The organism is Janthinobacterium sp. BJB446, from assembly GCF_002735655.1.
Classification (GTDB): Bacteria; Pseudomonadota; Gammaproteobacteria; order Burkholderiales; family Burkholderiaceae_D; genus Janthinobacterium; species Janthinobacterium lividum.
This window is the reverse complement of sequence record NZ_PDZK01000003.1, coordinates 286,440-312,833: the sequence shown is the minus strand read 5'-3', so window position 1 is coordinate 312,833 and position 26,394 is coordinate 286,440. Positions and strand designations below refer to the sequence as shown.

Below are 26,394 nucleotides of genomic sequence, written 5' to 3'. Positions count from 1 at the left end.
ATGATGCAAGTAAAGGAAGTGGCACGGCGCTTTGGCGCCATCGAACACGCGATCGGCCAGGCGGCCCAGCTGTGCGGCAAGCAGCAGGGCATGCCGATGGACTTGAAGGATTGCATCAACCAGCTGGACCAGCAAAAGAACGCCGTGCGGCAAGCCATCGACACGCAAGACGATGCGCGCATCCGGCAAGCCGTTGACCAGATGGAATCACTGGGCGACCGCGCCAAGCGGGCGTGCGGCGCGGCGGCCAGCGTGACGCCGGAAATGAAGAGCGCCGTGCTCAAGGTGCATGATGAATTGTCGGACCTGAAGCACCAGTTGCACTAGGCCCTACCTTTTGACCGCTTCACATCTGGCGGAACAGATGGGCATATAGAGGGCTGACGCGCAGCTGCGCCGGGTGCTGGCGCAGGGTCAGCGACAGCTTGCCCGCCTCGTCGCGCACGGCCGTGGCGATGGCGCTGGCGTTGACGATGGTGCCCCGGTGAATTTGCCAGAATTGTTGCGGGTCCAGCTGGGGCAAGAGTTCCTTCAGGCTCGTGCGTATCAGCGCTTCGCTGTCTTGGCACACGACGTTGATGTATTTGTCCAGCGCTTCGAAATACACGACGTCGGCCAGGGCGATCATGCGCACGCTGTTGCCGACGGCCGCCCGTATCATTTGCAGGCGCGGGGCGGGCGGCAGCATGGCTTGTAGCTGGCTCAGCAGGCGGGCCATGTTGTCGTCGCTGGCGGATCCGGCTGCCGGTGCCACCGTAGTGGTGGGCGCTGTCGCGTTCGCCGGCGCTGCCGCAGCATTGCCACCGCCGCTGTCGCGCAAGCGCTGCTGCAGGCGTTCCACCGTCTTGCCCAGGCGCGCATCGTTGACGGGTTTTAAGACGTAATCGGCGGCCGCGTGCTCGAAGGCGGCCAGCGCGTATTCGTCGTAAGCGGTAACAAACACGATGTGAGGAAAAGGGACGCCGTCCGGCCATTGCTCTGCCAGCTCCTCGGCCGCTTCCAGGCCCGTCTTGCCTGGCATCTTGATGTCGAGAAAGAGGATGTCGGGCTGCAGCGCCAGGCCTTGCTGCAAGGCTTCCACGCCGTTGGGGCAGGTGGCGACAATGTCGAGTTCCGGCCACAGCCGCTGCAAGGCGTGCGCGAGGGCGGCGGCGAGTATCGGTTCGTCTTCGGCGATCAGGGCGCGTGGCGCGCGTGGGGTGTGTTGGCTCATGCGAGGGGACTCGTGATGGTGGGTGGAAGGGGAAATGTCAGGCGGGCGGTCGCGCCTGCCGGATGGTTGGCGGCCAGCGACAGGCTGGCGGCATCGCCGTGCATGCCGCGCAGGCGTTCGCGGATATTTTCCACGCCCAGGTGCGTGCCCTTGGTCTGGCCCGGATGGTTGAGGCCCAGGCCATCGTCGCTGACGGTAAGAATCAGCACGCCAGCGTCAGTGGAGGCTTGCACATGGATATGGCCGCCTTCGATCTTTGGTTCCAGGCCATGCTGGATGGCGTTTTCCACCAGCGGCTGCAGCAGCATGGGCGGTACCTTGATCTGGCGCAAAGCCTCGGGCAAGTCCAGCGCAAAGCTCAGGCGCGCGCCCATGCGGATGGACATCAGGCCCAGGTAGGCTTGCATCAGGGAAAACTCCTGCTCGAGAGTGGTCGATTCGGCGCGCGAGGAAGAGAGGGTGGCGCGCAAATACTGGATCAGCTGGTCGAGCAGCAATTGGGCGCGGTCTGGATCAAAACTGATCAGGCCCTGCAGGTTGGCCAGGGTGTTGAACAGCATGTGCGGTTCGATCTGCGCTTGCAGCAATTGCAGCTGCGCCTGCATGGCCTGGCGCGCCACGGATTCGGCGCGGGCCTTTTCCTGGGCTGCCGCCATTTGCAGGCGGGTAATCTTTTCGCGGCTGGAGAAAAACAGCACGGCGCCGCCCGTGGCCAGCAAAGTGAACACGAGGGTGCTGACCATCTGCGTGGGCAGCAGGTTTTCGAAGCCGCCCACGTCCACGCCCGTCAGCCAGCTGAACAGGGTCAGGCCCAGCACTTGCGCCACGGGCACGGAAATCAGGATGATGAGCATGAAGGGCAGGAATTTGGGCCGCTGGTCAGCGCCCCATAACGTCAGGCGCATGCCGTCGATCAGCAGGAAGGCGATCGTGCCGATGCACATCGAGGCGACCAGGTTTTGTCCAAAATGGCTGCCCGGGTTGAGGATGAAGGTAATGACCAGCGCGCAGATCACGTTCAGCGCCAGTGCGTAGCGCGCATCGTGCAGCATGCGGTAGTACGGAGACCTGGCCTTGGCTGCTGGCGCAACGGCGGATGGAGCGTCGGTTTTCATGTTGTTGTCTGCTGGTAGCGATGGGGCATTGTGTGCCAGCGCAAGCCAGGGCGCAACCGGGCTGCGACGAAACGGGGCTGGCGCGCCGCCAGTCGCCGCGGCGGGTCGCCAAACGGGGCCGCTTTACTTTTCAGGACAGGCACGCAATAGTATGGCAAGACAGTCTGTATCCATGAAATTGCGATAAAGGAAGCATCATGTGGCCCTATCCACGTACCCTGGCGCACCGCGGCGGCGGCATCCTGGCGCCTGAAAATACCTTGGCCGCCCTGCGCTGCGGCCTCGCCTACGGCTACCATGCCGTGGAATTCGACGTCATGCTGGCGTCCGACGGCGTACCAGTCGTCGTGCACGATCCCGAACTGGGGCGCACCGTGGCCGGCAGCGGGCATGTCAGCGATTACACGGCCGCGCAGCTGGGAGCGATGGAGGCGGGCGCCTGGTTTGGCCCCGCTTTCGCGGGCGAGGGCGTGCCCACGTTTGACGCCGTTGTCAGCTATTGCAAGACGCAGCGCATCTGGATGAATATCGAAATCAAGCCGGCGCCCGGCTTCGACGTGCCCACGGGCGAGGCGGTGGCGCGCGCCACGCGCGGTTACTTTGCGCAGGAAATCGCGGCAGGGGAATTGCTGCCGCTGCTGTCATCGTTCAGCATCGAAGCCTTGCAAGCGGCGCGCGAGGCGGCGCCGGAACTGGCGCGCGGCTGGCTGGTCGAACAGATACCGGATGGCTGGGAACGACAGGCGCGCGAACTGGGCGTGGTGGCGCTCCATTGCGATCACCAGCAGATGACGCCGGAGCTGGCGCGAGAGATAAAGGAGGCGGGATACGGGTTGTTCTGCTATACCGTCAACACGCCCGAACGGGCCAGCGAGCTGCTGGCCTGGGGCGTGGACGGTTTTTGCACGGACAGGATCGATCTGATCAAGGCGTAGGTCGGATTAGCGTAGCGTAATCCGACTTCATGGTGCCGTGGCAACGTCTGCTTAGGCGCCACGCGCTAAGCCGACCTACGCTTCCATCCTTAGAACGTCACGCGCATACCAACCGTCAAGTTACGCCCCATCAATGGCGCCGCATTCTTGATGAACGAGGTGTGGCTGTACGCCAGTTCATTCGTCAAGTTATTCGCCTTGATGTAGAACTGGGCCGGCGTCGTGCCGATGCGCGTGTCGTAGTTGGCGGAGAGGTTCAGCATGTTGTAGCCCGGGGTTGCCGTTTCGAACGCTGCCACTTTATCCTGCTTGCCCACGCGATAGAACTCGGCCACGCCGCTCCATGCCTGCCAGTTGGCATCGAACTTCACGCCGACGCGCTGGGCCGGGATGCGCGGCAAGTTGCCACCATCGTTGGCCAGCTTGGCCCGCACGTAGTCGCCGAACACGCTGGCGCCGAACATGGGGTTCAATTGCTGGCGGATCTGGCCTTCCACGCCCGTAAACGTGGCGTCGCGCTGGGCGTACTGGATCAGCTGGAAGCCTTCGTGGTTGTCCAGGGTGGAGCCGAAGATGTAGTTGTCGACCTTGTTGCGGTAGGCACTGGCCGAGAAGGTCGTGGCGCCCGCATATTTGCGCAAGGTCAAGTCGATATTGTTCGACGTTTCCTTGCCCAGGTTTTCATTGCCCAGCTCATACGTGGCCGTGGCCATGTGCACGCCGTGCGCATACAGTTCCTCGGCGCTGGGCAGGCGGTGCGTGCGCGAGATGGTCGATCCGAGCGAATACTGGGGCGCGAATTTCCACACGGCGCCCAGAGACACGGACGTGCCCTTGGCGCTGCGGTCTTGCAAGGTGGCGCTGTCGACGGTGATGTCCTGCCATTCGTGGCGCAAGCCCGCTTCGAAGCGCCATTGGTCGAGCTTGTATTCTTCCACCAGGAAAGCCGCGTGTTTCTTCGTTACCGTCGGCGCCACGTACGCTTCTTCACCGAGAGCGGAGAAATCGCGTTTCGACGTTTGCAGGCCGACCACGCCGCGCCAGCCGAAGACGGGATGGTGTTCCATTTCCAGGCGCGCATCGTGGCCCTTGTTCTTGAAGGTGGTGGCGATTTCCGTGCCTTCGATTTCGTCGTGCTTGTAGTCGGTGAACGCGGCGCGCAGGCGCAGCTTGGCGAAGCCGGGCACGGGGTCGCGCAACTCGCCGCGTACATCCCAGCGTTCGCTCTTCAGCTTCACGTACGGCACGCTTTCATGCCCGTGATCGTGGTCATGTTCCTCTTCATCGCCATGGTCGTGGCCTTCGTGGCCGCCGCAATGCAGGTGCGTGCCGTGCGGGTGGCAGCTCTCGAATTCATGGTTGTGGCCAGGCAAGCCGTATTCCGCGTGCTGGCTGGTGAAGGCCAGGCCCAGGAAGCCGCGCGATCCCACCCACGACACGCCCACGCTGCCCGTGTCCGTCTTGTTGTAGCTGCCGGCCACTTTCGAGCCGCCTTCCCAGCCGCTGCCGACCTTGTATTCTTTCGCGTCGCGCTTGACGCCTTCCGCGTGGAAGGCGATGTTGCCGGAGCCGCCAGTCACTTCAAAGGCGCCCGCCTTTTCGCGCGCGGCCGAGTTGGCGCGCACTTCCGCGCTGCCTTCAAAGCCTTTTGCCGGCACGCGCGTGGGGATTTTCTTGTCGATCACATTGACCACGCCACCGACGGCGCCGCCGCCGTAGGCCAGCGCGGACGGGCCGCGCAAGACTTCAATCTGTTCCGACAGCATCGGTTCGGCTGCGACAGCATGGTCGGGGCTGATGGTCGATGCATCCTGCACTTCGGCGCCATCGGAGAGCACCTTGACGCGCGGGCCATCCATGCCGCGGATGATGGGGCGGCTGGCGCCGGCGCCGAAATGGCTGGACGTGATGCCGGGCTGGCCGGCCAGGGTTTCACCGAGCGTCGCTTCGCGGGCGCGCACCAGTGCCTCGCCTTCGAGTACGGTCACGGGCGTGCTCATGTCGTCGCTGCCCAGGGCCAGCGCACTGGCCGAGACGGTGACAGCAGGCAAGGTGGCGGCCTGCTGCGCCAGGGCGCTGGCGGGAGCGGCAAAGGCCAGCATGATGGCCAGCGCGAGGGGAGTGGGTTGGTGAGGACGGACGGACATGGGCAAGGTTCCTTATCGGCTATCAGTGTTGGCAGGGTTGGGGCAGCGCGTGAAAAGGAAATAGCCTGCCCTAAGATGATAATGATAACCCATTATCATTACTGTGTGACAGTTTTTCCGGACGGTAGATATAGTCGGATGGTGTATTCTGTCGGCTATGGAACGCACAACACGTCAAAAAACCGCTATTCAAGCCGCCATCGAGTCGGCCCAGCGCCCCCTGTCGGCGCAGGAAATCCTCGAACAGGCCAGCTTGCAAGTGACGCAGCTGGGCATCGCCACCGTCTACCGCAATTTGAAGTCCCTGGTACTGGAAGAAAAAGTGCACGTGGTGACCTTGCCGGGTGAAAACCCGCGCTACGAGTCGAACACGGTCGCGAATCACCACCACCACCATTTCCAGTGCACCACATGCCAGCGCGTGTTCGACGTGCATGATTGCCCGGGCGACTTGAAGCGCATGGCGCCCCAAGGCTTTGTTGTCGAGCGCCACGAGCTGACCCTGTACGGCCGCTGCGCCGACTGCAATGCCGCCGCCGGCGCCACAGGCTCTGCGGCCAAAGGCGCCGCTGCCGGAGCCAAGGCCGCGCCTGCACCGCACGCCTGCGCCAGCCACCACGACCCGGCCTGAGCGGGCAGGTCGTCGATGTTGGCACGGGCGCAACAATGCCCTGGCCAGCCGTCATTGCCGCACTCCATATCACGTATAATCTTCCCTTTAAAGCTGCCGCCACTCTTTGCCAAAAAAACATGAAATCAACTGAAATCCGCGACAAGTTCCTCAAATTTTTCGAGTCCAAGGGCCATTCCATCGTCCGTTCCAGCTCCCTGGTGCCAGGCAACGATCCGACCTTGCTGTTGACGAACAGCGGCATGGTGCAATTCAAGGATGTGTTTACGGGCACGGACAGCCGTCCGTACACGCGCGCCACCTCGGTGCAGCGCTGCGTGCGCGCTGGCGGCAAGCACAACGACCTGGAAAACGTCGGCTACACGGCGCGCCACCATACTTTCTTTGAAATGCTGGGCAACTTCAGCTTCGGCGATTATTTCAAGCGCGATGCGATTCAATACGCGTGGGAATTGCTGACCAAGGTGTACGGCTTGCCGGCTGACAAGCTGACGGTCACCGTCTACATCGAAGATGACGAAGCGTACGATATCTGGGCGAAAGAAATCGGCGTGCCGACCGAGCGCATCATCCGCATCGGCGACAACAAGGGTGCGCGCTACGCGTCGGACAATTTCTGGCAGATGGCGGACACGGGCCCATGCGGTCCATGCACGGAAATCTTCTACGACCATGGCGCCGACATTCCTGGCGGCCCGCCGGGCTCGCCTGACGAAGATGGCGACCGCTTCATTGAAATCTGGAACCTGGTGTTCATGCAGTTCAACCGCGACGAAGCCGGTGTCATGCACAAGCTGCCGAAGCCGTGCGTCGACACGGGCATGGGCATGGAGCGCCTGGCCGCCGTGCTGCAGCACGTGCATTCGAACTATGAGATCGACCTGTTCCAGCACCTGATCAAGGCTGCCGCGCGCGAAACGGGCGCCACGGACCTGGAAAACAAGTCGCTGCGCGTGATCGCCGACCACATCCGCGCCGCCGCCTTCATGATCGTCGACGGCATCATTCCGGGCAGCGAAGGCCGCGCGTATGTCCTGCGCCGCATCATCCGCCGCGCCTTGCGCCATGGCCACAAGCTGGGCCAGACGAAACCGTTCTTCTACAAGCTGGTGGCCGACCTGGCCATCGAGATGGGCGGCGCCTATCCCGAGCTGGAAGAAGCGAAAGACAACGTCGCCAGCATGCTGAAAGCCGAGGAAGAGCGTTTCGGCGAAACCCTGGAAACGGGCATGAAAGTGCTGGAAGCGCAGTTGGCCAAGGATGCCACCGGCATCGACGGCGCCACTGCCTTCACGCTGTATGAAACGTATGGCTTTCCGCCAGACTTGACGGCCGATATCTGCCGCGAGCGCAATATCACCTTCGATCAGGCCGGCTACGACGCGGCCCTGAAGGAAAGCCAGGAATTGTCGCGCAAGGGCGGCAAGACGCACAAGGACAGCAAGGTCGAGTACACGGGCGAGAAAAACACCTTCGTCGGCTACGATCAATTGACGTTCAGCAGCAAGGTCGTGGCGCTGTACGCGGCCGGCACGCAGGTCACGGAACTGAAGGCGGGCCAGGATGGCATCGTCGTGCTCGACACCACGCCGTTCTATGCGGAATCGGGCGGCCAGGTGGGCGACCAGGGCGTGATTTCCTCGGGCGCAGGCAGCTTTGCCGTCAGCGACACGCTGAAAATCCAGGCCGACGTGTTTGGCCACCACGGCGTGCTGGAGTCGGGCGTGCTGAAGGTAGGCGACGCCGTCTCGGCGCAAGTCGATACGGCCAAGCGCGCGCGCACCATCCGCAACCACTCGGCCACGCACTTGATGCACAAGGCCTTGCGCGAAGTGCTGGGCAGCCACGTGGCGCAAAAGGGTTCGCTGGTCGACCCGGACAAGACCCGTTTCGACTTCAGCCACAATGCGCCGATGACGGCCGAGCAGATTGCCGCCGTGGAAACCATCGTCAACAAAGAGATCCTGGAAAACCGTGCCACGCAAGCGCACCTGATGTCGTTTGACGATGCCGTCAAGCATGGCGCGATGGCCCTGTTCGGCGAGAAATACGGCGACGAAGTGCGCGTGCTCGACATCGGCAGCTCGAAAGAGCTGTGCGGCGGCGTCCACGTGCAGCGCACGGGCGATATCGGCCTGTTCAAGATCATCGGCGAAAGCGGTGTTGCCGCCGGCATCCGCCGCGTGGAAGCCGTGACGGGCGAGGGCGCGCTGGCGCTGGTGCAAACCATCAACCGCCGCCTGGTCGAAGCGGCTAACGCACTGAAGGCGCAGCCGGAAGAGCTGACTGCCCGCATCGGCCAGGTGCAGGACCATGTGAAGGCGCTGGAGAAGGAACTGGCCGCGCTGAAATCGAAACTGGCCTCGGGCCAGGGCGATGAACTGGTCACGCAAGCCGTCGATGTCAACGGCATCAAGGTGCTCGCAGCCGTGCTGGACGGCGCCGACGTGGCCCGCTTGCGCGAAACCATGGACAAGCTGAAGGACAAGCTGAAAACGGCCGCCATCGTGCTGGCCAGCGTGGCGGACGGCAAGGTCAGCCTGATCGCCGGCGTGACGGCGGATGCGACTTCCAAGGTCAAAGCGGGCGAGCTGGTGAACTTCGTTGCACAGCAAGTGGGCGGAAAAGGCGGCGGACGCCCCGATATGGCGCAAGCTGGCGGCACCGATCCGAGCGGCCTGGCGAATGCCCTGGCTGGCGTGCCGGCCTGGGTCGGCGAACGCGCAAAATAAGGCGTAAGCTAGAGGGCATGCGGGGTTTTCGTCCCACAGCCCCTTGAAAACGGCCCGCAGACACTGTTTGTGGGCCGTTTTGCCGTGTGGAATCTCGTTGTGACACCACAACAGCCGATGAACTATTTTGGTGCAGCGCGTCAATGCCCCTGATTTAGAGTAGTATGTCGAAAATCAGTACAACAAAACAATGGTGGGATATTGATGATGAGCGACACACTACTTGATACCGAGATTATGGAATTTCACAAAGAACTCGACGCGCGGGGCTTGAATTGCCCGTTGCCGATTCTGAAGGCGAAAAAGGCTTTGTCAGAGCTGCAGAGCGGGGAAGTGCTGCGCATCATGGCAACCGATCCCGGTTCCGTGCGCGACTTCCAGGCTTTCGCCAAGCAAACGGGCAATGCCCTGCTGTCGCATGTGCAGACGGGCACCGAGTTCGTCTTCCTGATGCAACGCAAATAATTCTGCCAGCCGGGGCCCCCGTGGTGCGGCCTGGTTTCTCCTTGCCGTGCCGCGTCACTTTCAGGCCCTTTTGCTGCCCTGCAGCGTAGCGGCCGAGCCCCCTGAAATCCTCAAAGCTGGACAGTTTAGATGGATTGCTCTAACAAAAAATCGCACGATCGTGCTTAAATTCGGTTCAGGATTCAAATTTCTCTTATAATCGAACGCACAATCAGCACTTGATCCGTCATTTTTATAATTTCCCAAAGGCATAGCTATGAAAGTCTTGGTACCCGTCAAACGCGTGGTCGACTACAACGTCAAAGTCCGCGTCAAGAGTGACGGCACTGGCGTCGATACCGCCAACGTCAAAATGTCGATGAACCCTTTCGATGAGATCGCACTGGAAGAAGCGATGCGCCTGAAAGAAGCTGGCAAGGTCACTGAAGTGGTCGCCATCTCCTGCGGCGTGACGCAGTGCCAGGAAACCCTGCGCACGGCCATGGCCATCGGCGCCGACCGCGGCATCCTGGTGGAAACGACGACTGAACTGGAACCGCTGGCTGTCGCCAAGCTGGTGAAATCCCTGGCCGAGAAAGAGCAGCCGCAACTGATCATCCTGGGCAAGCAAGCCATCGATGACGACAGCAACCAGACCGGCCAGATGCTGGCAGCCCTGCTGGGTTGGCCGCAAGCCACGTTCGCTTCGAAAGTCGTGCTGGAAGACGGTAAAGTCACCGTTACCCGCGAAGTTGACGGCGGCCTGGAAACCCTGGCATTGACCTTGCCAGCGATTATCACCACCGACCTGCGTTTGAACGAGCCACGCTATGTGACCTTGCCGAACATCATGAAGGCGAAGAAAAAGCCGCTCGAGACCGTCAAGCCGGAAGACCTGGGCGTCGACGTTGCGCCACGCCTGAAGACCCTGAAAGTCGTCGAGCCAGCCAAGCGCTCGGCCGGTATCAAGGTGCCTGACGTCGCTACCCTGGTCGCCAAGCTGCGTACCGAAGCCAAAGTCATCTAAGCGCGGCCCCGCCGTTTATCCAGAACAATTACAGGACACATCATGGTCGCATTAGTTATTGCTGAACACGACAACGCTACCTTAAAGGGCAGCACCCACCACACCGTGACCGCGGCCGCCCAGTGCGGCGGCGACGTGCACGTACTGGTCGCAGGTTCGAACGCATCGGCCGCTGCCGCTGCCGCCGCGCAAATCGCCGGCGTGACGAAAGTCATCGTGGCCGACGCGCCGTATTTTGCCGACGGCCTGGCCGAAAACGTGGCCGAGCAAGTGCTGGCCATCGCCGGCAACTACAGCCATATCCTGGCGCCAGCCACCGCCTACGGCAAGAACATCCTGCCACGCGTGGCCGCCAAGCTGGACGTCGCGCAAATCTCGGAAATCACCAAGGTCGATTCCCCTGACACCTTCGAGCGTCCGATCTACGCCGGTAACGCGATTGCTACCGTGCAATCTGGCGACAAGATCAAGGTCATCACCGTGCGCACCACCGGTTTCGACGCGGCTGCCGCCACCGGCGGTTCGGCTGCCACGGAAACCGTCGCCGCCGTTGCCGACAATGGCAAATCGGCCTTCGTGGGCCGCGAGCTGGCCAAGTCTGACCGCCCTGAACTGACCGCCGCGAAAATCATCGTGTCGGGCGGCCGTGGCATGGGTTCGGCCGAGAACTTCCATATCCTCGAGCCGCTGGCCGACAAGCTGGGCGCCGCCATGGGTGCTTCGCGCGCCGCCGTCGACGCCGGCTTCGTGCCGAACGACTGGCAAGTGGGCCAGACGGGCAAGATCGTCGCGCCATCGCTGTACATCGCCGTCGGTATCTCGGGCGCGATCCAGCATCTGGCCGGCATGAAAGACTCGAAAACCATCGTCGCCATCAACAAGGATCCTGAAGCGCCGATCTTTGCCGTGGCCGACTACGGCATCGTGGGCGATCTGTTCGAGATCGTGCCGCAACTGGTCAAAGAACTGGGTTAAGTCACACCCCTTCCGGTTTTGTTACTGACAAAGCCACGCCGGCCCGCCCCACACGGCGAGCCGCGCGTGGCTTTTTTCTTGGAGAAAAGAAGATGAGCTATCAAGCCCCGCTGAAAGACATGTTGTTCGTGATGAACGAACTGGCCGGCCTGGCCGAAATCCACACCTTGCCCGGCTGCGAAGACGCCACGCCCGACACGGCCGAAGCCGTGCTGGAAGAGAACGCCAAGTTCTGCGGCGGCGTGGTGGCCCCCTTGAACGGCCCCAGCGACAAGGAGCCGAGCTTCTGGCACGACGGCCAAGTCACCACCTCGAAAGGCTTCAAGGAAGCGTTCAAGGCGTATGGCGAAGCGGGCTGGCAGGGCGTGCAGCACCCGACGGAATTTGGCGGCCAGGGCTTGCCCAAGCTCTTGGCCACGCCGTGCATCGAAATGCTCAACTCGGCCAGCATCTCGTTCGCTTTGGTCGCTCTGCTGTCGGACGGCGCCATCGAAGCGCTGCTGACGGCCGGCAGCGATGAGCAAAAGGCGGTTTACCTGGAAAACCTGGTATCCGGCAAGTGGACGGGTACCATGAATCTGACGGAGCCGCAGGCCGGTTCCGACCTGGCCGCCGTGCGCACGCGCGCCGTGCCGCAGGACGACGGCACGTATAAAGTGTTCGGCACGAAGATTTTCATCACGTACGGCGAACACGACATGGCGGAAAATATCGTCCACCTGGTGCTGGCCCGTACGCCGGACGCCCCCGCCGGCGTGAAAGGCATCTCGCTGTTCATCGTGCCGAAATTCCTCGTCAATGCCGATGGCAGCCTGGGCGCGCGCAACGACGCCCACTGTGTTTCCATCGAGCATAAACTGGGCATCAAGGCCAGTCCGACGGCGGTATTGCAGTTTGGCGACCACGGCGGTGCCATCGGCACCCTGGTGGGCGAGGAAAACCGCGGCCTCGAATACATGTTCATCATGATGAACGCGGCCCGCTTCGGCGTGGGCTTGCAAGGCATCGGCCTGGCCGAGCGCGCCTACCAGCAGGCCGTGGCGTTCGCCAAGGACCGCGTGCAGTCGCGCGACCTGGCGGGCTCGCCCGGCCCGGTGTCCATCATCCACCACCCGGACGTGCGCCGCATGCTGATGTCCATGCGCTCGCAGACGGAGGCGGCGCGCGCGCTGGCCTACGTGGGCGCGGCCATCAGCGACGTGGCGCACCACCATCCGGAGGCGGAAGTGCGCGCGGAAAGCCTGGCGACGTATGAATACCTGGTGCCCGTGATCAAGGGCTGGGCCACGGAAATGTCGCAGGACGTCACGCGCGATGGCGTGCAAGTGCATGGCGGCATGGGTTTCATCGAAGAGACGGGCGCCGCCCAGCATTACTGCGACGCCAAGATCCTCACCATCTATGAGGGCACCACAGCCATCCAGGCGAACGACCTCGTGGGCCGCAAGACGGTGCGCGACGGCGGCGCCGTGGCGAAAGCCATCATCGCCCAGGTGCGCGCCACGGAAGCCCAGTTGGGCGAACTGTCCGGCGCCGACTTCCAGGCCATGCAGCGCCACCTGGCCGAAGGCAGCGCCGCGCTGGAAGCCGTGGTCGAGTACGTGGTGGCGAACATGAAGACGGACATCAAGGCCGTGTTCGCGGGCAGCGTGCCCTATTTGAAACTGGCCGGGATCGTGCTGGGTGGCTGGCAAATGGCGCGCGCGGCCGTGGTGGCGCAGCAAAAGCTGGGCGAAGGCAGCGGCGACGCTTCATTCTACAAGGCAAAAATCGCCACGGCGCGCTTCTTTGCCGACCACATCCTGTCGCAAGCGCCAGGACTGCGCGCCACCATCATCGATGGCAGCGCCGGCGTGATGGCCTTGTCGGAAGAGCAGTTTTAAGTGGAAGCTTGGCCAGTGCAAGCTGGTTGAATGCAAAAAGCGCTGGAGATCACTCTCCAGCGCTTTTTCTTTTTTAGCCCCAAAGCAAATTCCGGGGTCGTACCCTCAGGGTACGACCCCGGTCTTTCTTGGGTTGGGCTTATCTTCTGGCAATACCATTACCGGAATTGCGCACGAGGTCGCCAGCGGCCAGGCCTGGATCCTGGTCAAACGCGAAATCAGCCTTGGCGCCTGTTTCGTATTGCACGGTGACAGTCCACACCTTGCTGTTTTTCATGTGGCCTTCGACTTGCTTGCCTGCGAAAGCGCCGCCGGCGGCGCCGGCCAGGGTGGCCAGGTCCTTGCCGCGTCCGCCGCCGACCTGGCGGCCCAGCAGGGCGCCGGCCACGCCGCCGCCGATCATGCCCAGCGCGCCGCCTTCGCCCGCTTTTTCAGCGACGTTGACTGCCAGCACCTTGCCGCACTCGGCGCAGATCTGCTGTTGGGCTGGCTTGTTGTTCTGGCCTGCGTACGAATTGCCGGCCTTTTGCGCGGCCTTGGCGTTGATGATGGCCTGGTCGTATTCGCCCTTGGCGTCGCGCAGGCATTGCATGCGGGCTTTCGAGCTGCTTTCTTCTGCGCACAGTTTCTTGTCATCCGCATAGCGCGTGCTGGCTTGCTTGGTGTCGTAGGCGTATTGCGCCTTCGGCGACAGGTTTTGCGCGAAGGCGGAGGTGCTGAACAGGGCCGTGACGGCGACTGCGAGGATGAGTGGGCGACGAATCATGATCTTCTCCTAGGGGGTGTTAAATGTGCCAGTAATGTCGGCATTGTGAATGCAGTATAGAGGAAAATCATGATTGCTTACCAACACTTACATGTGCGTGTGGCGCGCCATATCTGAAGTCATTTTCCGTATGGAAATTAACCGTAGGCACCGCCTGTATACAGCAAGTCGAACAGGCGCGCCATGGTGGCGATCAGCACGCCTGCGCCTAGCATCAAGGTAGCGACCAGCACCACGGCCAGGGGCCAGCCCGTGTCCGACAGGCGGCCGGAGGCGGCGTTGTAGCGCGCATCCCACTTGTCGTCCGGCATCAGGCCCAGCACCAGCGCTTCCAGGAAGCCGCCCAGGGCGGACAGGGTCAGCGGCAAAATCTGGTAAAACCAGTCCGCCTCGGGAAACAGCTGGCGCAGCAGCAAGGAGGCGGGCAGGGCGGCCAGGTGTAGCCAGCCCCAGCGGTCTTTGCTGCCATGCAGGTAGAAGCGATGGGCGCCCAGCATGCCCAGCAGGAAGGCCAGTAGTGTCGTGAATGCCTTGTTCTTGTGCGACTGCTGCAAAATGGTAGCGGTGGTCATGGGACTCCAGAGTTGCTCATCGGTAAAGATTGCCAGTATCGGTCATTGCTTGCCGCAACGATAGCACTTTCAGACGGCGTTCAGGCGATGCTGTTGTGCAAGATCACCGCTTGGACGTGGCATGGCAGGCACGATAGACGCACGCGCCTATTGCGTCTTCGGCCATGACTGGTCATAATGTTTGATTAGCCCAAATTACACGCCCGTCATCATAACGCTTGCTGCCTGGCGGTAAAGCGCGCTATAATTTGCGGCTTTTTCCGCCTCAGCACACTTTTTGGAAATATTATGGTCGTTATTCGTTTAGCTCGTGGAGGCGCCAAGAAGCGCCCGTTCTTCAACATCGTCGCTACTGATTCGCGCAATCGCCGCGATGGTCGCTTCATTGAGCGTATCGGTTTTTACAACCCGATGGCGCAAGGTGGCGAAGTTCCACTGCGTATCACCGCAGACCGTCTGGCCTACTGGCAAGGCGTTGGCGCACAATTGTCGCCAACCGTTGCTCGCCTGGTAGCCAGCAACAACAAAGCAGCAGCTTAATTAGATCACTGGTTTGACGGTCAAGACTGCATCCGGGGTGAAAGTCCCCGATGACCTGGTACAGGTAGGCTATGTCTCCGGTGCTTATGGCATTGCTGGCGGAGTCAGGATCACTCCTTTCTCCGAAGATGCGGATGCATTATTAAGCGTCAAAACTTGGTGGTTTGATAAACCGACCTTGCATGATGTTCAAGTCAGGCAAGCGAAGTTACACGGCGGCGACGTCGTGGCCCAGCTGGTGGGTGTGGTCGGGCGGGATGCCGCAGAAGCGCTGAAAGGCGTCTCTGTGCAAATTCCGCGTAGCCATTTCCCGACGCTGACGGCCGATGAATTTTATTGGTCCGATCTGATCGGACTGACAGTCGAGAATTTGCAAGGCGAGTGCCTCGGCACAGTGCACGACATGATGAGCAATGGTCCGCAGTCGATCTTGCGCGTTACGCCCGTCGCCACTGCCGATGAGACCGTTGAAAAGGCGCCTGAGCGCCTGATCCCGTTTGTTGGCCAGTTTGTCATTAACGTTGACAAGGCTGCCAGCAAGATCACGGTCGACTGGGGCCTCGATTATTAAACCGCCTGCGCTTAACTTTGCGCCGGGCAAACTTTGCAGGATGGTGAACGATGCAATTTGATGTCGTGACCCTGTTCCCGGAAATGTTTGCCGCGCTGACGCAGTCGGGTGTGACCCGGCGCGCCTTCGAGCAGGGGAAATGTGGCTTGTCGCTGTGGAATCCCCGTGATTTCACGACCGACAATCACCGTACCGTGGATGACCGCCCGTATGGCGGCGGCCCCGGCATGGTGATGATGGCCCGTCCCCTCGAAGCGACAATTCATGCTGCGAAGCAACGCCAGACCGATCTCGGTCTGGCGGCGCCCCGCGTGGTGTTCATGTCGCCGCAAGGCCGTCCGTTGACGCACGAGCGCGTTACGCAACTGAAAGCCGAACCTGGTTTGGTTATCCTGTGTGGCCGCTATGAAGCCGTGGACCAGCGTTTGCTGGACCGTTGCGTCGACGAAGAAATCAGCGTCGGCGACTTTGTCCTGTCGGGCGGTGAATTGCCTGCCATGGCGCTGATGGATGCGGTGATCCGCCTGTTGCCGGGTGTCTTGAACACCGAGGCATCGGCCATCGAGGACAGCTTCGTCAATGGCTTGCTCGATTCGCCGCACTACACGCGGCCGGAAACATATGAAGGCATGGCCGTGCCGCCCGTCTTGATGGGTGGCAATCATGCCGAGATCGTCAAGTGGCGCCGCCAGCGCATGCTGGAAGCGACCGCGACAAAGCGGCCTGACCTGCTGGTTAGCGCGCGTGCCGCCGGCTTGCTCAGCAAGACCGACGAAAAATTCCTGGCCAGCCTGTAAGCCGTTTTCGGACGGCAAGCAGGGTGGCCTTGCAGTGCCGGGCATGTTGCCCAAATTGGTAATACCCATCCTCTACCGGGCGGATACTTGCTATCCACAGTGCGCCGGCATGATGGTTTTCGGAGTTATAAAAATGGACTTGATTCAACAATTAGAGCAGGAAGAAATTGCTCGTCTGGGTAAAACCATTCCTGAATTCGCACCAGGCGATACCGTTATCGTCAGCGTCAACGTAGTCGAAGGTACGCGCAAGCGCGCCCAGGCTTACGAAGGCGTCGTTATCTCCCGTCGTAACCGTGGCCTGAACTCGAACTTCATCGTTCGCAAGATCTCGTCCGGCGAAGGCGTTGAGCGTACGTTCCAACTGTACTCGCCGCTGATCGCTTCGATCGAAGTGAAACGCCGTGGTGACGTTCGCCGCGCCAAGCTGTACTATCTGCGTGAGCGTTCGGGTAAATCGGCGCGTATCAAAGAAAAATTGCCAAATCGCCGCGTTGTGGCGAAAGCAAGCGCGTAATATCAGCGTCTGCGTTGGGAAAAGGGGTGCCTGTTATGGTGCCCCTTTTTTTATTCTGAATTGCTATTGAGGCAAGCTGCCATGGCCACTATCGCATTTGATCCAAAACAACTCGCCATCGATTCGATCGCCGGCGAGGCGGCGCTGGACGCCGTGCGCCTGACGCCCGCCTGGCTGCGCCAGCGCCTGGCCGAACAGCCTGACTGGCAGCCCGAGATTACCCAGGATTTTCTTTCCGCCCGTGCCGTGCCCGTGCGCGCCGCCGTGCTTATTCCCCTGGTGCAACGGCCACAGGGCTTGACCATCTTGCTGACCATGCGCACGGACCACCTGAGCAGCCATGCGGGCCAGGTCAGCTTTCCAGGCGGGCGCAGCGAAGCCTTCGATGCGTCGCCCATCGCCACGGCCTTGCGCGAAACGGAAGAAGAAGTGGGCCTGGCGCGCGAACATATCGAAGTGCTGGGCTGCCTGCCCGATTACCTGACGGGTACCGGCTATCAGGTCACGCCTGTGGTGGGCCTGGTGACGCCGCCGTTCGAGCTGCGCGCCGACCCGTCCGAAGTGGCGGAAATCTTCGAAGTGCCGCTGGTCTTCCTCATGGATGGCCTCAACCATCAGCGCCTGTCGGTGGAGTTGCCCGGCGGACGGCGCTCGTTCTACGCCATGCCGTACGAGCGCTTCTACATCTGGGGCGCCACCGCCGGCATGCTGCGCAATCTGTTTCACCTCTTGCGCGCGTAAAATGGCGCCCCGCACGTAATAAGTTTGATTCCAGCACTGCACTGCGCTATCGTAGCGGGCATTGCGGTATTGCTGAAAAAGACAAAAAGGACGTTTGATGACATTTCTCTCCATACTTTGCGCATTGCTGATCGAGCAGCTCAAACCTTTGCGCGCGGACAATCCGATCTACGCCGAAATCAAGAGCCTGGCAATGCGCATGGAGACCTGGTTCAATGCCGGCCACGCCAACCATGGCCGCATGGGCTGGTTCCTCATGATCGGCGTGCTGATGGTGCCGACGGCCGGCATTTACTGGCTCTTGCAGCATTATCAGCTGACCCTGCTGGCCTTTGCCTGGAACGTCCTCATCGTCTACCTGACCCTGGGCTTCCGCCACTACAGTCATTACTTCACGTCGATCCAGCTGGCCCTGAGCGCCGGCGACGAAGCGACCGCGCGTACCTTGCTGGCCGAGTGGACCAAGCTCGACACGGTGGGCATGGAAGCGAGCGAAATCGCCCGCATCGCCGTGGAAAAAGCCCTGGTCACCACGCACCGCAATGTATTTGGCGTGTTCTTCTGGTTCCTCATGCCGCTGGGCCCTGCTTGCGCCGTGATGTACCGCGTGGCCGAATACCTGGCGCGTGCCTGGAACGAGCCCGAGCACATGCGCAATGAAGCGTTCGGCCAGTTCGCCGCGCGCGCCTTTTACTGGATCGACTGGATTCCCGTGCGCCTGACGGCCGTGGCGTTTGCCGTGGTCGGCAATTTCGAGGATGCCATCTACGCCTGGCGCAACTTCGCCCAGCGCTGGCAGGACGAGGCCATCGGCATCATTTTGACGGCCGGCGGCGGCGCCATGGGCGTACGCCTGGGCACGCCAGCGGAAACGGCGGCCCGCGTGCTCGTCACGCCGGACATGGCCGTCGATGACAGCGACAGCGAAAGCGATATCCTGCCAGGCGAAGAGCCGGGCGCGCGCGCCTTGCAGAGTACGGTGGGCCTCGTGTGGCGCGCCCTGCTGCTGTGGATGCTGCTGCTGCTGTTGATGTCGGGCGCCGTTTTCCTCGGCTGACGCGGGCGCACATGCGCCATCCATGCGCCTTGCGCGTGGAACAAGGTTAAAATAGGGGCTGGCGCGCAAGGCGTGCCGGCCCCTGTTTGCATAGTCAGGGCAGATCGAGGTAGAACCCAAGTCTTCTATAAGATATAATACTGGCTTACCGCAGCAAACGTAGTTGAATTACCAGCCCGGCTTACCCGCCGGGGCCATTCACGCAATCCAGTCCCGACAAGCCACATGGCCGAGTTATCTCAAAAAACAGGGGAACTCTCAGACGAGTTCTTCATCCTTGGTCTCACCAGCAATGGCAAGCAATTCCGACCCAGCGATTGGGCCGAGCGCCTTTGCGGAGTGATGTCCTGTTTCAATCCCGAAGGTGGCGGGCGCAATGCGCACCTCCAGTATTCGCCCTACGTGCGCCCGACCGTCGTCAATGGCGTCAAGTCGGTGGTGGTCAACACCAAGTTGCGCGAGATCGAACCGATGGCGTTTCACTTCGTGCGCGAATTTGCCAAGGATAATGACCTGCAAATCGTCGAAGCCTGTTTCCTGCCGCCCCCCGAAGAAAAGTAAGACCCGTTTCATTGATGTGCCTCAAACCCGCCACGGCGGGCTGGCGTAGCGTGGACACTCGGCCTCAAACGGAGTGGCGACATGCGCATCGGCGACATCTGTACCCTGCACACCATCCATTGCCAGCGTGACACCAGCGTGCAAGACGCGGCGCTGCTCATGCGCCAGCACCACGTGGGTGACCTGATCGTGGCCGAGCAGCCGAACGGCGAGCGCGTCCCCATCGGCATCCTCACCGACCGCGACATCGTCATTTCCGTCATTGCCCTGGGCCTCGACCCCGCCAGCCTGCTGGTGGGCGACATCATGAGCGCGCAGCTGCTGACCGCCAGCGAAGACGAGGATGTCTACGACATCATCGAACGCATGCGCGTCAACGGCATCCGCCGCCTGCCCGTGGTCAACAGCCTGGGCGCGCTCTCCGGCGTCGTCAGCATCGACGACCTGCTCGCCTTCCTGGCCCAGGAAATGGCCGAGCTGGCGCGCATCAGCAGCGGCCAGCTGGTGTACGAAAAGCGCACCCGGAAGTAGGAACACCTGTCAAAACCTACTGCGCATCGCGCTTTGCGGTCGGCGATGCTCACCGTACTACAGTACGCCTGCGCTTCTCAACCACAAATCACTGCCGCTCGCTACGGTTTTGTCAGGTGTTCAGCGCGCCGGTTATTGCGCAATTCCGGTCAAGTCATGGCTTCCCGAAAATGCTACAGTCGCTGCTCGTTCAACGGGAAGCGTTCATGCACTATCTGGCCAAGGCACTCTGGTATATCGAATCGCACTATGCGGAGAATATCTCGCTCGGCGACATCGCCCACGTGGGCGGCGCCTCGCCATGTCACTTGACGCGTGCGTTTGGCCTGGCCACGGGCCATTCCGTGATGCGCTATGTGCGGGCGCGCCGGCTCAGCGAGGCGGCGCGCGCGCTGGCGCAGGGCGCGCAAGACATCCTCGCCGTCGCGCTGGAAGCGGGCTACAGTTCCCACGAGGCATTTACGCGGGCCTTCCGCGAGCAGTTCCAGATCACGCCGGAGCGGGTACGGGCCCAGCGCCATGTCGGCAACCTCGCGCTGGTGGAGGCCATCAAAATGGATGTGGCGCCGGGCGTGCCCCTGGACGCGCCCCGTTTCGAGCAGGGCCCCGCCTTGCTGGTGGCGGGCTTCGTCGAACGTTATCGCGCGGAAACGGCTGCCGGCATCCCCGCCCTGTGGCAGCGCTTCCTGCCCCATGTGGCGCCCGGCCAGCTGGTGTACGGCGTGTGCTGCAACAATGACGACGCGGGCAATTTCGATTACCTGTGCGCCATGCCGGTAAGCGACTTTTCCCAGGCCCCCGAGGGCTGGACGCGCCTGCGCATCGCGCCGCAGCGCTACGCCGTGTTTCATCACCGCGGGCATATTTCCACCATCCGCGCCACCTGGCACACGGTGTGGAACGAATGGCTGCCCCAGTCCGGGCTGGAAGTGGCCGACGCGCCCGATTTTGAACGCTACGACCAGCATTTCAATCCCGCCAGCGGCATCGGCGGCGTGGAAATCTGGCTCCCCTTGAAAGCATGAGCATGTTCCCAAGCTTGACTACATCGGCTGCGTTTGCCGGCGGCACCGCGCTACGCCAGCGCCTGTTCCAAACCGCCGCCGCGCTGGCGGCGGGCCTGCCCCTGTACTGGGTGCTGGGACCGCAGCCGCTGGGCTGGTTGGCCTGGTGCGCGCCGCTGCCCGTGCTGTGGCTGGCCCTGCGCTCGTCGCGCCGCGATGCGGCCTGGATGACGGTCCTGGCCGCTGTGCTGGGCCTGTCATCGAACTTTGCCTATTTCCGCCTGCTCATGCCCTTGCCGGCCGTGCTGGCCGTGATCACCGTCAAGGCACTGTTGTGGCTGCTGGTGGTGCTGGCCGCGCGGCGCCTCGTGCTGCGCTACCGGGCGCCCTGGACGGTGTTGGCGTATCCCGTGCTGTGGGTGGCCATCGATACGCTGATGGCGGCCTTGCTGCCGGACGGTAACTGGGGCAGCCTCGCGTATTCGCAAGCGGATAACCTTGCCGTCCTGCAGGTGGCGGCCCTGGCGGGCGTGCCTGGCCTGCTGTTTTTGCTGTGCCTGGCGCCATCCGCGCTGGCCTTGCTGCTGGCAGGCGGCCGCGCGTATGCGCCAGCGGCCGGTGCCGCCGCGCTGCTGCTGGCGGCCGCCTGGGCAGGCGGCGCCTGGCGCGTGCAGGGCGCGCCGGCACTGGCGCCGGCAGGGCCGCTGGCGGGGCTGGTGGCTATCGATGACTTTATCGGCCCGGCCACGCCGCCAGCGCGCGCACAAGCCATCTGGGACCAGTACGCGCGCCATGTCGAAGAACTGGCCGGGCAGGGCGCCAGGCTGGTGCTGTTGCCGGAAAAGATAGCCGTGCTGGCCCCAGCGCAGGCGGACGCCGTGCGGCAGCGCTTCCAGGCGCTGGCGCGCAGCACGGGCGCGTGGATCACCCTGGGGCTCGGCGTGCAGGACGCTGCCGGCCGGCGCAACCTGGCGTGGCTGTTCGCGCCCGATGGCGCTGCGCCTGTCAGCTATCAAAAACATCATCTGGCGCCGCCCGAGCGCGAGTTTCTTGCCGGCAGCGCCTATGCCGTGCAGCCGGTAGCGGGGATGGCCATGGGACTGGCCATCTGCAAGGACATGCATTTCGCACCCCTGGGACAGGCGTATGGCGCGGCCGGGGCGCAGGCGATGCTGGTGCCGGCCTGGGATTTCCAGCTGGACGCCTGGATGGGGGCGCGCATGACGGTGGTGCGCGGCGTGGAAAACGGTTATGCCGTGCTGCGCGCGGCGCGCGAGGGTGTGCTGACGGTCAGTGATGCGTATGGACGCGTGCTGGCGGAGCGGGCCAGCAGCGCCATGCCGGGCAGTACCTTGCTGGCGCCGCTGCCGGCGCACCCGAGCGTTGCTACCTGGGCAGGATGGCTGGGGCCGCTATTCGGCTGGCTGTGCGTGGTGCTGGGCGTGATTTTGCTGGGCGTGGGCCGCCGCGCCGCGCCCGCTTCCTGACGGGTAATCTCCGTTTTGCTGCAATGCGCAAAAAGCGTATTGCACGCTCTTATTTTATATTCCGCGCAGGCAGCCACATAATCGCCGCCGATGATTGCACCATTGCCGTGCATATATAGCCGCGATGCCGGCATATATATTGCACTGCAATAAGTGGTTTTATCTGGTATTCAGAAATTCGGGCAGCTGGTATTAATTGGTACTTAATTCAGCCACGAAGTCATACATATCGCCGCGGAAGTAGGAACGGCAAAATTCCACGGCGCGGCCATCGCGCAAAAAGCCCAGTCTTTCCACCGATAATCCCGCGTCGCCTTCCTCCGCCTGCAACAGGCTGGCCTGCTCCCCCGTCAACAACAAGGCGCTGAGCCGTTGCAAGGCGCGCACGGGCCGGTTGCCCGCCTGTTCCAGCGCGTCATACATGGAGATGTCGACAGCGTCGAGGTTCGGCAGGCAGCTGGCGACGATGGTCGCGTATTCCAGGCACATCGGCACCTCGTCCGCATAGCGGATGCGGTGGAAGCGGTACACGGGCGCGCCCGGCGACAGCCGCAGGCGCAAGGCCTCTTCCGGCGTGACGGTGCCCTCCGCGCGCTTGAGCCACACGCTGCGCGGCGTGCGTCCGCGTGCCCGCATATCCTCGGAAAACGAGGTCAGCTTGGCGAAATTTTTCTCGATGCGCGTATTGATGAAATTACCCGAGCCGGGGCGCCGCACCAGCAAGCCCTCGTTGACGAGGCCATCGATCGCCTTGCGCACGGTGATGCGCGAGACGGACAGGTCGCTGGCCAGCTGGCGCTCGGCCGGCAGGGCTTCTTCGGGGCCGAGGATGCGCTTGTCGATCGCTTCGCGCAGCGCGCGCTGCAGTTGCTGGTACAGGGGCAGGCTACTCGTCTGCCCCAGGCCTTGCATGATGTGAGCCAGGGTTGTCATACGCTGAGGGTCTCCGTTACGGCGCGTTGCAGACGCGCTCTGTATCTGTTTTGTGTCGCTGGATAATACCAAAAAAGGCCGTTATAAAACCAATTTGAATTGTCATGCCAGCAATTTATGCCTGGCTTCGCCGGGATTTAGCCTGCTCATACGGGCTACGGATTGATTTAGATAAAGTGGTCTGTGTGATTCAAGCAACGTTATAAAAAAAAAGTTGCAACTGGTAGTGTTCTGGTATTGGATAGTAGTATATTGGCGTTGAATTGGTTTTGTAAGTGGTTGTGCCGAAGGGTCTGCAGCATGCCGGCGAGAGTGGGCGGCTGGAAAGAAGACCTACATTAAAAATGAAAAGGATCCAATCCTGGAGCCTAAATCAAGGGGGAGTACATGAAACGCAATTTGACAGCTAGCTCTGCAGCACGCAATTTGACGCCTATCGCCGCTGCTGTGGCTATGTTGATGGCAGGTGCGAGTTTCTCGGCGCATGCGCAGGAAGCCGTGGCAGCCAAGCCGGCAGCGGCGGCCGAAGTTGACGAAGGCCAGACCGTCGTCGTGACGGGTATCCGTGCATCGCTGCAACAATCCTTGAACCAAAAACGCAATTCCGACAGCCTGGTCGAAGTGATCACGGCTGAAGACGTGGGCAAGATGCCTGATAAAAACATCGCCGACTCGCTGCAACGCGTGCCCGGCGTCAGCGTCGCCGCTGCGGGCGGCAACGAAGGCAGCTTTGGCGAAAATGACCGCGTGGCACTGCGCGGCACACCGTTCGGCCTGACCCTGACCACCTTCAATGGCCACTCGGTCAGCAGCGGCGACTGGTTTGCCGACAACATCATCGGCGGTGGCCGCAGCGTCAGCTTCTCGCTGTTCCCCTCCGAACTGATCGGCCGCGTCACCGTGCACAAAGGTTCGCAAGCGAACCTGTTGGAAGGCGGCGCACAGGGCGTGATCGATATCGAATCGCGCAAACCGCTGGACTTCAAGAAACAAATTACGGGCCAGGTCAGCCTGGGCGCCGTGTACTCGTCCAACTCGGGCAAGAAAGATCCGCAAGTGAGCGGCATGCTGAACTGGAAGAACGATAACAACACCATGGGTGTGATGCTGCAGGGCTTCTATCAGAAGCGCAAACTAAGCCGTGTTGGCCAGGAAAATGGCGTCTGGTATGACGGCGTTGCCGCGGATTCGGCAGTCGCTGGCGCCTTGCCAGGTTCGGCCGGTGGCCGCGTCAACTACATGGGCGGCACCGCCTGGTTCGAACAGGAACGCACCCGCAAAGGCGGCCTGATCGACGTGCAGATCAAGCCGAGCAGCGCGCTGACGCTGGACTTCACGCTGTTCCACTCCGAACTCGACGCGCCTAACATCAACCATAACTTCATCCAGACCGTAGGCCTGGAAACGGGCAGCAAGGGCGGTTATCCTGTCGGCAACGTCAGCGGCACCTACAAGGGCGGTATCGTTACCGGCCTGCACACCACCGTGCCAGCCAATTGCGGCGCCATCTGCGCCGGCTATTCCAGCGCAGTGCAGGAAGAGTTCAGCCGTCCTGTGGCGGAAAGCAAGTCCGACTTCTTCAACGTCGATGCCAAATACCGCGTCAATGACCGCCTGACCTTCTCGGGCAAAGTCGGCACGACCAAGGGCGTGGGCAACACGGAAAGCGGCGCGCTGGGCGTTTGGATGCCTTGGACGGGCGGCGGCTACACCCAGAACGGCGCCAGCCATGGCGTGATCTACGATACCCCGGGCGCGAACAAGTTCTCGATCGGCGGCCGTCAGGCAACGCCTTACACCTACGGTTCGCACGTCACCGCGAACGACAAGGAAACCTATGGCCAGATCGACGGTATCCTGAAACTGGACTTGCCAGCGATCTCGTCGGTGGAATTCGGTGCCCGCGTCGCGGAACACAAGCGTGACCTGACCGCCATCGGCATCGTCGCCAAGCCATCGCTGGGCGTCACCGCCAACCTGCCGATGGATGGCCTGACCTCGTTCCCGAGCAACTTCAAGGACCTGGGCGTGAACGGCGCCGGCTACTGGACGTTCTCGCAAGCGAGCGTCAACAAGTGGCTCAAGGATAACGCCACGTATGAAGGCAACCTGCGCCAGTCCGAGTTCAACATCAAGGAACCGACCCAGTCGGTCTACGCGATGGCGAACTTCAGCACGGAAGGCCTGTCGGGTAACTTTGGCGTGCGCTATGTGCATACCAAGGAAGACGTCAACCGCTACGAGCTGAACCCGGCTGCCCAGTACGAAATCAAGAACTACACCAACACGTATAACGATTTCTTGCCTAGCGCCAACTTCCGCCTGGATGTGACGAAGGATATCATCGGCCGTTTCGGCATCAGCCGCACCATGGCCCGTCCTGAACTGGGCATGATGGCTGGCCTGGATCTGCGCGACAACCAGCTCGACGGCAACGCCGGCAATCCTAACCTGCGTCCTATTCGTTCGAACAACGCCGACATCGGCGTGGAATGGTACTTCGCGCCAAAATCGATGGTCTCGGCTGGTATCTTCTACTCGTCGCTTGATGGTTATGTGACCTACGGCAAAGGTGTGACGACGTTCTACAACCAGTTGCAGAACAAGTTCACCCAGTATGAAGTTGGCACGCCAACCAATACCACGGCGGAAGTCAAAGGCCTGGAACTGTCGTATGTGCAAGCGTTGCCAGCAGGCTTCGGTGTGAACGCCAACTACACCTATACCGATGGCAAGGAAACGGGCAACGTCAAGGGTTCGCCATGCGGTGATTTCGGCGAATGCACCATGATCGGCACCTCGAAAAATGCGTATAACATTGGCGCGTTCTTTGAAAACGACAAGTTCAGCGCACGCCTGACGTACAGCTACCGTTCGGAATTCCTGAACGGCACCTCGCGTCGCAGCGCCGCCTACCAGGCTGGCATCGGCGGCCTGTCCGCATCGATCGCCTACCAGTTGACGGAAAACCTGGCCATCACCCTGGACGGCAAGGACTTGAACAATCCACTGTCGCGTTCGACCATCAAGACCCCAGGTTCGGATGACATGCCAGGCGCGTTCTACAAGAACGGCCGTCAGATCTACCTGGCACTGCAAGGCAAGATGTAAGACGTTTTATGTAGTTGATGCCTCCCGGCGGACACCCGGTATGGCATGACAATGGCGGAGCGCAGCTGGCTCCGCCATTTTTTTATTGCAAGATGGTTTTCTTT

The 26,394-nt window shown here is 61.8% G+C and carries 25 protein-coding genes; 19 read left to right on the top strand and 6 right to left on the bottom strand.

Annotation, left to right across the window (positions count from 1 at the left end; genetic code table 11):
* Positions 1-327, top strand: a complete 327-nt coding sequence (locus tag CSQ92_RS20835) for a hypothetical protein (protein ID WP_099395256.1) — start codon at positions 1-3, stop codon at positions 325-327.
* Positions 328-346: 19 nt separating this feature from the next.
* Here CSQ92_RS20835 and CSQ92_RS20830 read toward each other — a convergent pair whose 3' ends face one another.
* Complete coding sequence (locus tag CSQ92_RS20830) at positions 347-1,213, bottom strand: LytR/AlgR family response regulator transcription factor (protein ID WP_099395255.1); 867 nt, start codon at positions 1,211-1,213, stop codon at positions 347-349.
* A complete protein-coding gene (locus tag CSQ92_RS20825) occupies positions 1,210-2,328 on the bottom strand; it encodes a sensor histidine kinase (protein ID WP_099395254.1) in 1,119 nt (372 codons plus the stop codon). Before CSQ92_RS20825 ends, CSQ92_RS20830 begins: the two co-directional genes overlap by 4 nt.
* Before the next feature lie 197 nt (positions 2,329-2,525).
* Here CSQ92_RS20825 and ugpQ point away from each other — a divergent pair, with 197 nt between their 5' ends.
* Positions 2,526-3,263, top strand: coding sequence for a glycerophosphodiester phosphodiesterase (gene ugpQ / locus CSQ92_RS20820; protein ID WP_099395253.1), 738 nt, complete (start codon positions 2,526-2,528; stop codon positions 3,261-3,263).
* 89 nt (positions 3,264-3,352) lie between these two features.
* Here ugpQ and CSQ92_RS20815 read toward each other — a convergent pair whose 3' ends face one another.
* Positions 3,353-5,410, bottom strand: coding sequence for a TonB-dependent receptor domain-containing protein (locus tag CSQ92_RS20815; RefSeq protein WP_180277076.1), 2,058 nt, complete (start codon positions 5,408-5,410; stop codon positions 3,353-3,355).
* A 157-nt stretch (positions 5,411-5,567) separates the two neighbouring features.
* Between CSQ92_RS20815 and CSQ92_RS20810 the strand changes: the two genes are divergently transcribed.
* The 6 genes from CSQ92_RS20810 to CSQ92_RS20785 all read left to right on the top strand — a co-directional run bounded on the left by CSQ92_RS20810 (position 5,568) and on the right by CSQ92_RS20785 (position 13,102).
* Positions 5,568-6,041 (top strand): Fur family transcriptional regulator, encoded by a 474-nt coding sequence (locus CSQ92_RS20810; protein WP_034781775.1) that lies wholly within the window; start codon positions 5,568-5,570, stop codon positions 6,039-6,041.
* A 119-nt stretch (positions 6,042-6,160) separates the two neighbouring features.
* Positions 6,161-8,773, top strand: a complete 2,613-nt coding sequence (gene alaS / locus CSQ92_RS20805) for an alanine--tRNA ligase (RefSeq protein ID WP_034781778.1) — start codon at positions 6,161-6,163, stop codon at positions 8,771-8,773.
* Between the two features lie 207 nt (positions 8,774-8,980).
* A complete protein-coding gene (locus CSQ92_RS20800) occupies positions 8,981-9,238 on the top strand; it encodes a sulfurtransferase TusA family protein (RefSeq protein ID WP_225317265.1) in 258 nt (85 codons plus the stop codon).
* Between the two features lie 256 nt (positions 9,239-9,494).
* On the top strand, positions 9,495-10,244 hold the full coding sequence (locus CSQ92_RS20795) for an electron transfer flavoprotein subunit beta/FixA family protein (RefSeq protein WP_034759884.1): 750 nt from the start codon (positions 9,495-9,497) through the stop codon (positions 10,242-10,244).
* A 42-nt stretch (positions 10,245-10,286) separates the two neighbouring features.
* Positions 10,287-11,219, top strand: coding sequence for an electron transfer flavoprotein subunit alpha/FixB family protein (locus CSQ92_RS20790; protein WP_034781780.1), 933 nt, complete (start codon positions 10,287-10,289; stop codon positions 11,217-11,219).
* A gap of 92 nt (positions 11,220-11,311) precedes the next feature.
* Entirely contained in the window at positions 11,312-13,102 is a 1,791-nt protein-coding gene (locus CSQ92_RS20785) for an acyl-CoA dehydrogenase (protein ID WP_099395252.1), read from the top strand.
* Between the two features lie 139 nt (positions 13,103-13,241).
* Here CSQ92_RS20785 and CSQ92_RS20780 read toward each other — a convergent pair whose 3' ends face one another.
* Both CSQ92_RS20780 and CSQ92_RS20775 read right to left on the bottom strand, forming a co-directional pair.
* Positions 13,242-13,868 (bottom strand): glycine zipper 2TM domain-containing protein, encoded by a 627-nt coding sequence (locus CSQ92_RS20780; protein ID WP_070282499.1) that lies wholly within the window; start codon positions 13,866-13,868, stop codon positions 13,242-13,244.
* A 137-nt stretch (positions 13,869-14,005) separates the two neighbouring features.
* The gene (locus tag CSQ92_RS20775; RefSeq protein WP_034781788.1) at positions 14,006-14,440 is read right to left on the bottom strand and encodes an NINE protein; all 435 of its coding nucleotides are present in this window, start codon (positions 14,438-14,440) and stop codon (positions 14,006-14,008) included.
* A 288-nt stretch (positions 14,441-14,728) separates the two neighbouring features.
* Between CSQ92_RS20775 and rpsP the strand changes: the two genes are divergently transcribed.
* The 10 genes from rpsP to CSQ92_RS20725 all read left to right on the top strand — a co-directional run bounded on the left by rpsP (position 14,729) and on the right by CSQ92_RS20725 (position 22,246).
* A complete protein-coding gene (gene rpsP / locus CSQ92_RS20770; protein WP_010395524.1) occupies positions 14,729-14,980 on the top strand; it encodes a 30S ribosomal protein S16 in 252 nt (83 codons plus the stop codon).
* 13 nt (positions 14,981-14,993) lie between these two features.
* Entirely contained in the window at positions 14,994-15,551 is a 558-nt protein-coding gene (rimM, locus tag CSQ92_RS20765; protein ID WP_070282501.1) for a ribosome maturation factor RimM, read from the top strand.
* 50 nt (positions 15,552-15,601) lie between these two features.
* Positions 15,602-16,348: a tRNA (guanosine(37)-N1)-methyltransferase TrmD gene (gene trmD / locus CSQ92_RS20760; protein WP_070282502.1), complete on the top strand. Its 747-nt coding sequence runs from the start codon at positions 15,602-15,604 to the stop codon at positions 16,346-16,348.
* A 133-nt stretch (positions 16,349-16,481) separates the two neighbouring features.
* Positions 16,482-16,865, top strand: a complete 384-nt coding sequence (gene rplS, locus CSQ92_RS20755; protein WP_010395528.1) for a 50S ribosomal protein L19 — start codon at positions 16,482-16,484, stop codon at positions 16,863-16,865.
* 81 nt (positions 16,866-16,946) lie between these two features.
* Positions 16,947-17,606, top strand: a complete 660-nt coding sequence (locus tag CSQ92_RS20750) for a CoA pyrophosphatase (RefSeq protein WP_034781809.1) — start codon at positions 16,947-16,949, stop codon at positions 17,604-17,606.
* Positions 17,607-17,703: 97 nt separating this feature from the next.
* A complete protein-coding gene (locus tag CSQ92_RS20745) occupies positions 17,704-18,663 on the top strand; it encodes a CobD/CbiB family protein (protein WP_034759859.1) in 960 nt (319 codons plus the stop codon).
* A 225-nt stretch (positions 18,664-18,888) separates the two neighbouring features.
* Positions 18,889-19,224: a DUF3579 domain-containing protein gene (locus tag CSQ92_RS20740; RefSeq protein ID WP_029496213.1), complete on the top strand. Its 336-nt coding sequence runs from the start codon at positions 18,889-18,891 to the stop codon at positions 19,222-19,224.
* Positions 19,225-19,305: 81 nt separating this feature from the next.
* Positions 19,306-19,755 (top strand): CBS domain-containing protein, encoded by a 450-nt coding sequence (locus tag CSQ92_RS20735; RefSeq protein ID WP_035825422.1) that lies wholly within the window; start codon positions 19,306-19,308, stop codon positions 19,753-19,755.
* A gap of 206 nt (positions 19,756-19,961) precedes the next feature.
* On the top strand, positions 19,962-20,780 hold the full coding sequence (locus CSQ92_RS20730) for an AraC family transcriptional regulator (protein ID WP_099395251.1): 819 nt from the start codon (positions 19,962-19,964) through the stop codon (positions 20,778-20,780).
* Positions 20,777-22,246, top strand: a complete 1,470-nt coding sequence (locus tag CSQ92_RS20725; RefSeq protein ID WP_099395250.1) for a carbon-nitrogen hydrolase family protein — start codon at positions 20,777-20,779, stop codon at positions 22,244-22,246. Before CSQ92_RS20730 ends, CSQ92_RS20725 begins: the two co-directional genes overlap by 4 nt.
* Positions 22,247-22,438: 192 nt before the next feature.
* Here the strand turns inward: CSQ92_RS20725 and CSQ92_RS20720 are convergent, their stop codons facing one another.
* Complete coding sequence (locus CSQ92_RS20720) at positions 22,439-23,179, bottom strand: GntR family transcriptional regulator (RefSeq protein ID WP_034781815.1); 741 nt, start codon at positions 23,177-23,179, stop codon at positions 22,439-22,441.
* A gap of 459 nt (positions 23,180-23,638) precedes the next feature.
* Here CSQ92_RS20720 and CSQ92_RS20715 point away from each other — a divergent pair, with 459 nt between their 5' ends.
* On the top strand, positions 23,639-26,290 hold the full coding sequence (locus CSQ92_RS20715) for a TonB-dependent receptor (protein WP_167468636.1): 2,652 nt from the start codon (positions 23,639-23,641) through the stop codon (positions 26,288-26,290).
* Positions 26,291-26,394 lie beyond the last annotated feature (104 nt).

Bases quoted from the DNA above. Each gene is read 5' to 3' on its own strand.
- CSQ92_RS20835 (WP_099395256.1), top strand. From the start codon at position 1: ATGATGCAAGTAAAGGAAGTGGCACGGCGCTTTGGCGCCATCGAACAC.
- CSQ92_RS20830 (WP_099395255.1), bottom strand. From the start codon at position 1,213: ATGAGCCAACACACCCCACGCGCGCCACGCGCCCTGATCGCCGAAGAC.
- CSQ92_RS20825 (WP_099395254.1), bottom strand. From the start codon at position 2,328: ATGAAAACCGACGCTCCATCCGCCGTTGCGCCAGCAGCCAAGGCCAGG.
- ugpQ (WP_099395253.1), top strand. From the start codon at position 2,526: ATGTGGCCCTATCCACGTACCCTGGCGCACCGCGGCGGCGGCATCCTG.
- CSQ92_RS20815 (WP_180277076.1), bottom strand. From the start codon at position 5,410: ATGTCCGTCCGTCCTCACCAACCCACTCCCCTCGCGCTGGCCATCATG.
- CSQ92_RS20810 (WP_034781775.1), top strand. From the start codon at position 5,568: ATGGAACGCACAACACGTCAAAAAACCGCTATTCAAGCCGCCATCGAG.
- alaS (WP_034781778.1), top strand. From the start codon at position 6,161: ATGAAATCAACTGAAATCCGCGACAAGTTCCTCAAATTTTTCGAGTCC.
- CSQ92_RS20800 (WP_225317265.1), top strand. From the start codon at position 8,981: ATGAGCGACACACTACTTGATACCGAGATTATGGAATTTCACAAAGAA.
- CSQ92_RS20795 (WP_034759884.1), top strand. From the start codon at position 9,495: ATGAAAGTCTTGGTACCCGTCAAACGCGTGGTCGACTACAACGTCAAA.
- CSQ92_RS20790 (WP_034781780.1), top strand. From the start codon at position 10,287: ATGGTCGCATTAGTTATTGCTGAACACGACAACGCTACCTTAAAGGGC.
- CSQ92_RS20785 (WP_099395252.1), top strand. From the start codon at position 11,312: ATGAGCTATCAAGCCCCGCTGAAAGACATGTTGTTCGTGATGAACGAA.
- CSQ92_RS20780 (WP_070282499.1), bottom strand. From the start codon at position 13,868: ATGATTCGTCGCCCACTCATCCTCGCAGTCGCCGTCACGGCCCTGTTC.
- CSQ92_RS20775 (WP_034781788.1), bottom strand. From the start codon at position 14,440: ATGACCACCGCTACCATTTTGCAGCAGTCGCACAAGAACAAGGCATTC.
- rpsP (WP_010395524.1), top strand. From the start codon at position 14,729: ATGGTCGTTATTCGTTTAGCTCGTGGAGGCGCCAAGAAGCGCCCGTTC.
- trmD (WP_070282502.1), top strand. From the start codon at position 15,602: ATGCAATTTGATGTCGTGACCCTGTTCCCGGAAATGTTTGCCGCGCTG.
- rplS (WP_010395528.1), top strand. From the start codon at position 16,482: ATGGACTTGATTCAACAATTAGAGCAGGAAGAAATTGCTCGTCTGGGT.
- CSQ92_RS20750 (WP_034781809.1), top strand. From the start codon at position 16,947: ATGGCCACTATCGCATTTGATCCAAAACAACTCGCCATCGATTCGATC.
- CSQ92_RS20745 (WP_034759859.1), top strand. From the start codon at position 17,704: ATGACATTTCTCTCCATACTTTGCGCATTGCTGATCGAGCAGCTCAAA.
- CSQ92_RS20740 (WP_029496213.1), top strand. From the start codon at position 18,889: ATGGCCGAGTTATCTCAAAAAACAGGGGAACTCTCAGACGAGTTCTTC.
- CSQ92_RS20735 (WP_035825422.1), top strand. From the start codon at position 19,306: ATGCGCATCGGCGACATCTGTACCCTGCACACCATCCATTGCCAGCGT.
- CSQ92_RS20730 (WP_099395251.1), top strand. From the start codon at position 19,962: ATGCACTATCTGGCCAAGGCACTCTGGTATATCGAATCGCACTATGCG.
- CSQ92_RS20725 (WP_099395250.1), top strand. From the start codon at position 20,777: ATGAGCATGTTCCCAAGCTTGACTACATCGGCTGCGTTTGCCGGCGGC.
- CSQ92_RS20720 (WP_034781815.1), bottom strand. From the start codon at position 23,179: ATGACAACCCTGGCTCACATCATGCAAGGCCTGGGGCAGACGAGTAGC.
- CSQ92_RS20715 (WP_167468636.1), top strand. From the start codon at position 23,639: ATGGCAGGTGCGAGTTTCTCGGCGCATGCGCAGGAAGCCGTGGCAGCC.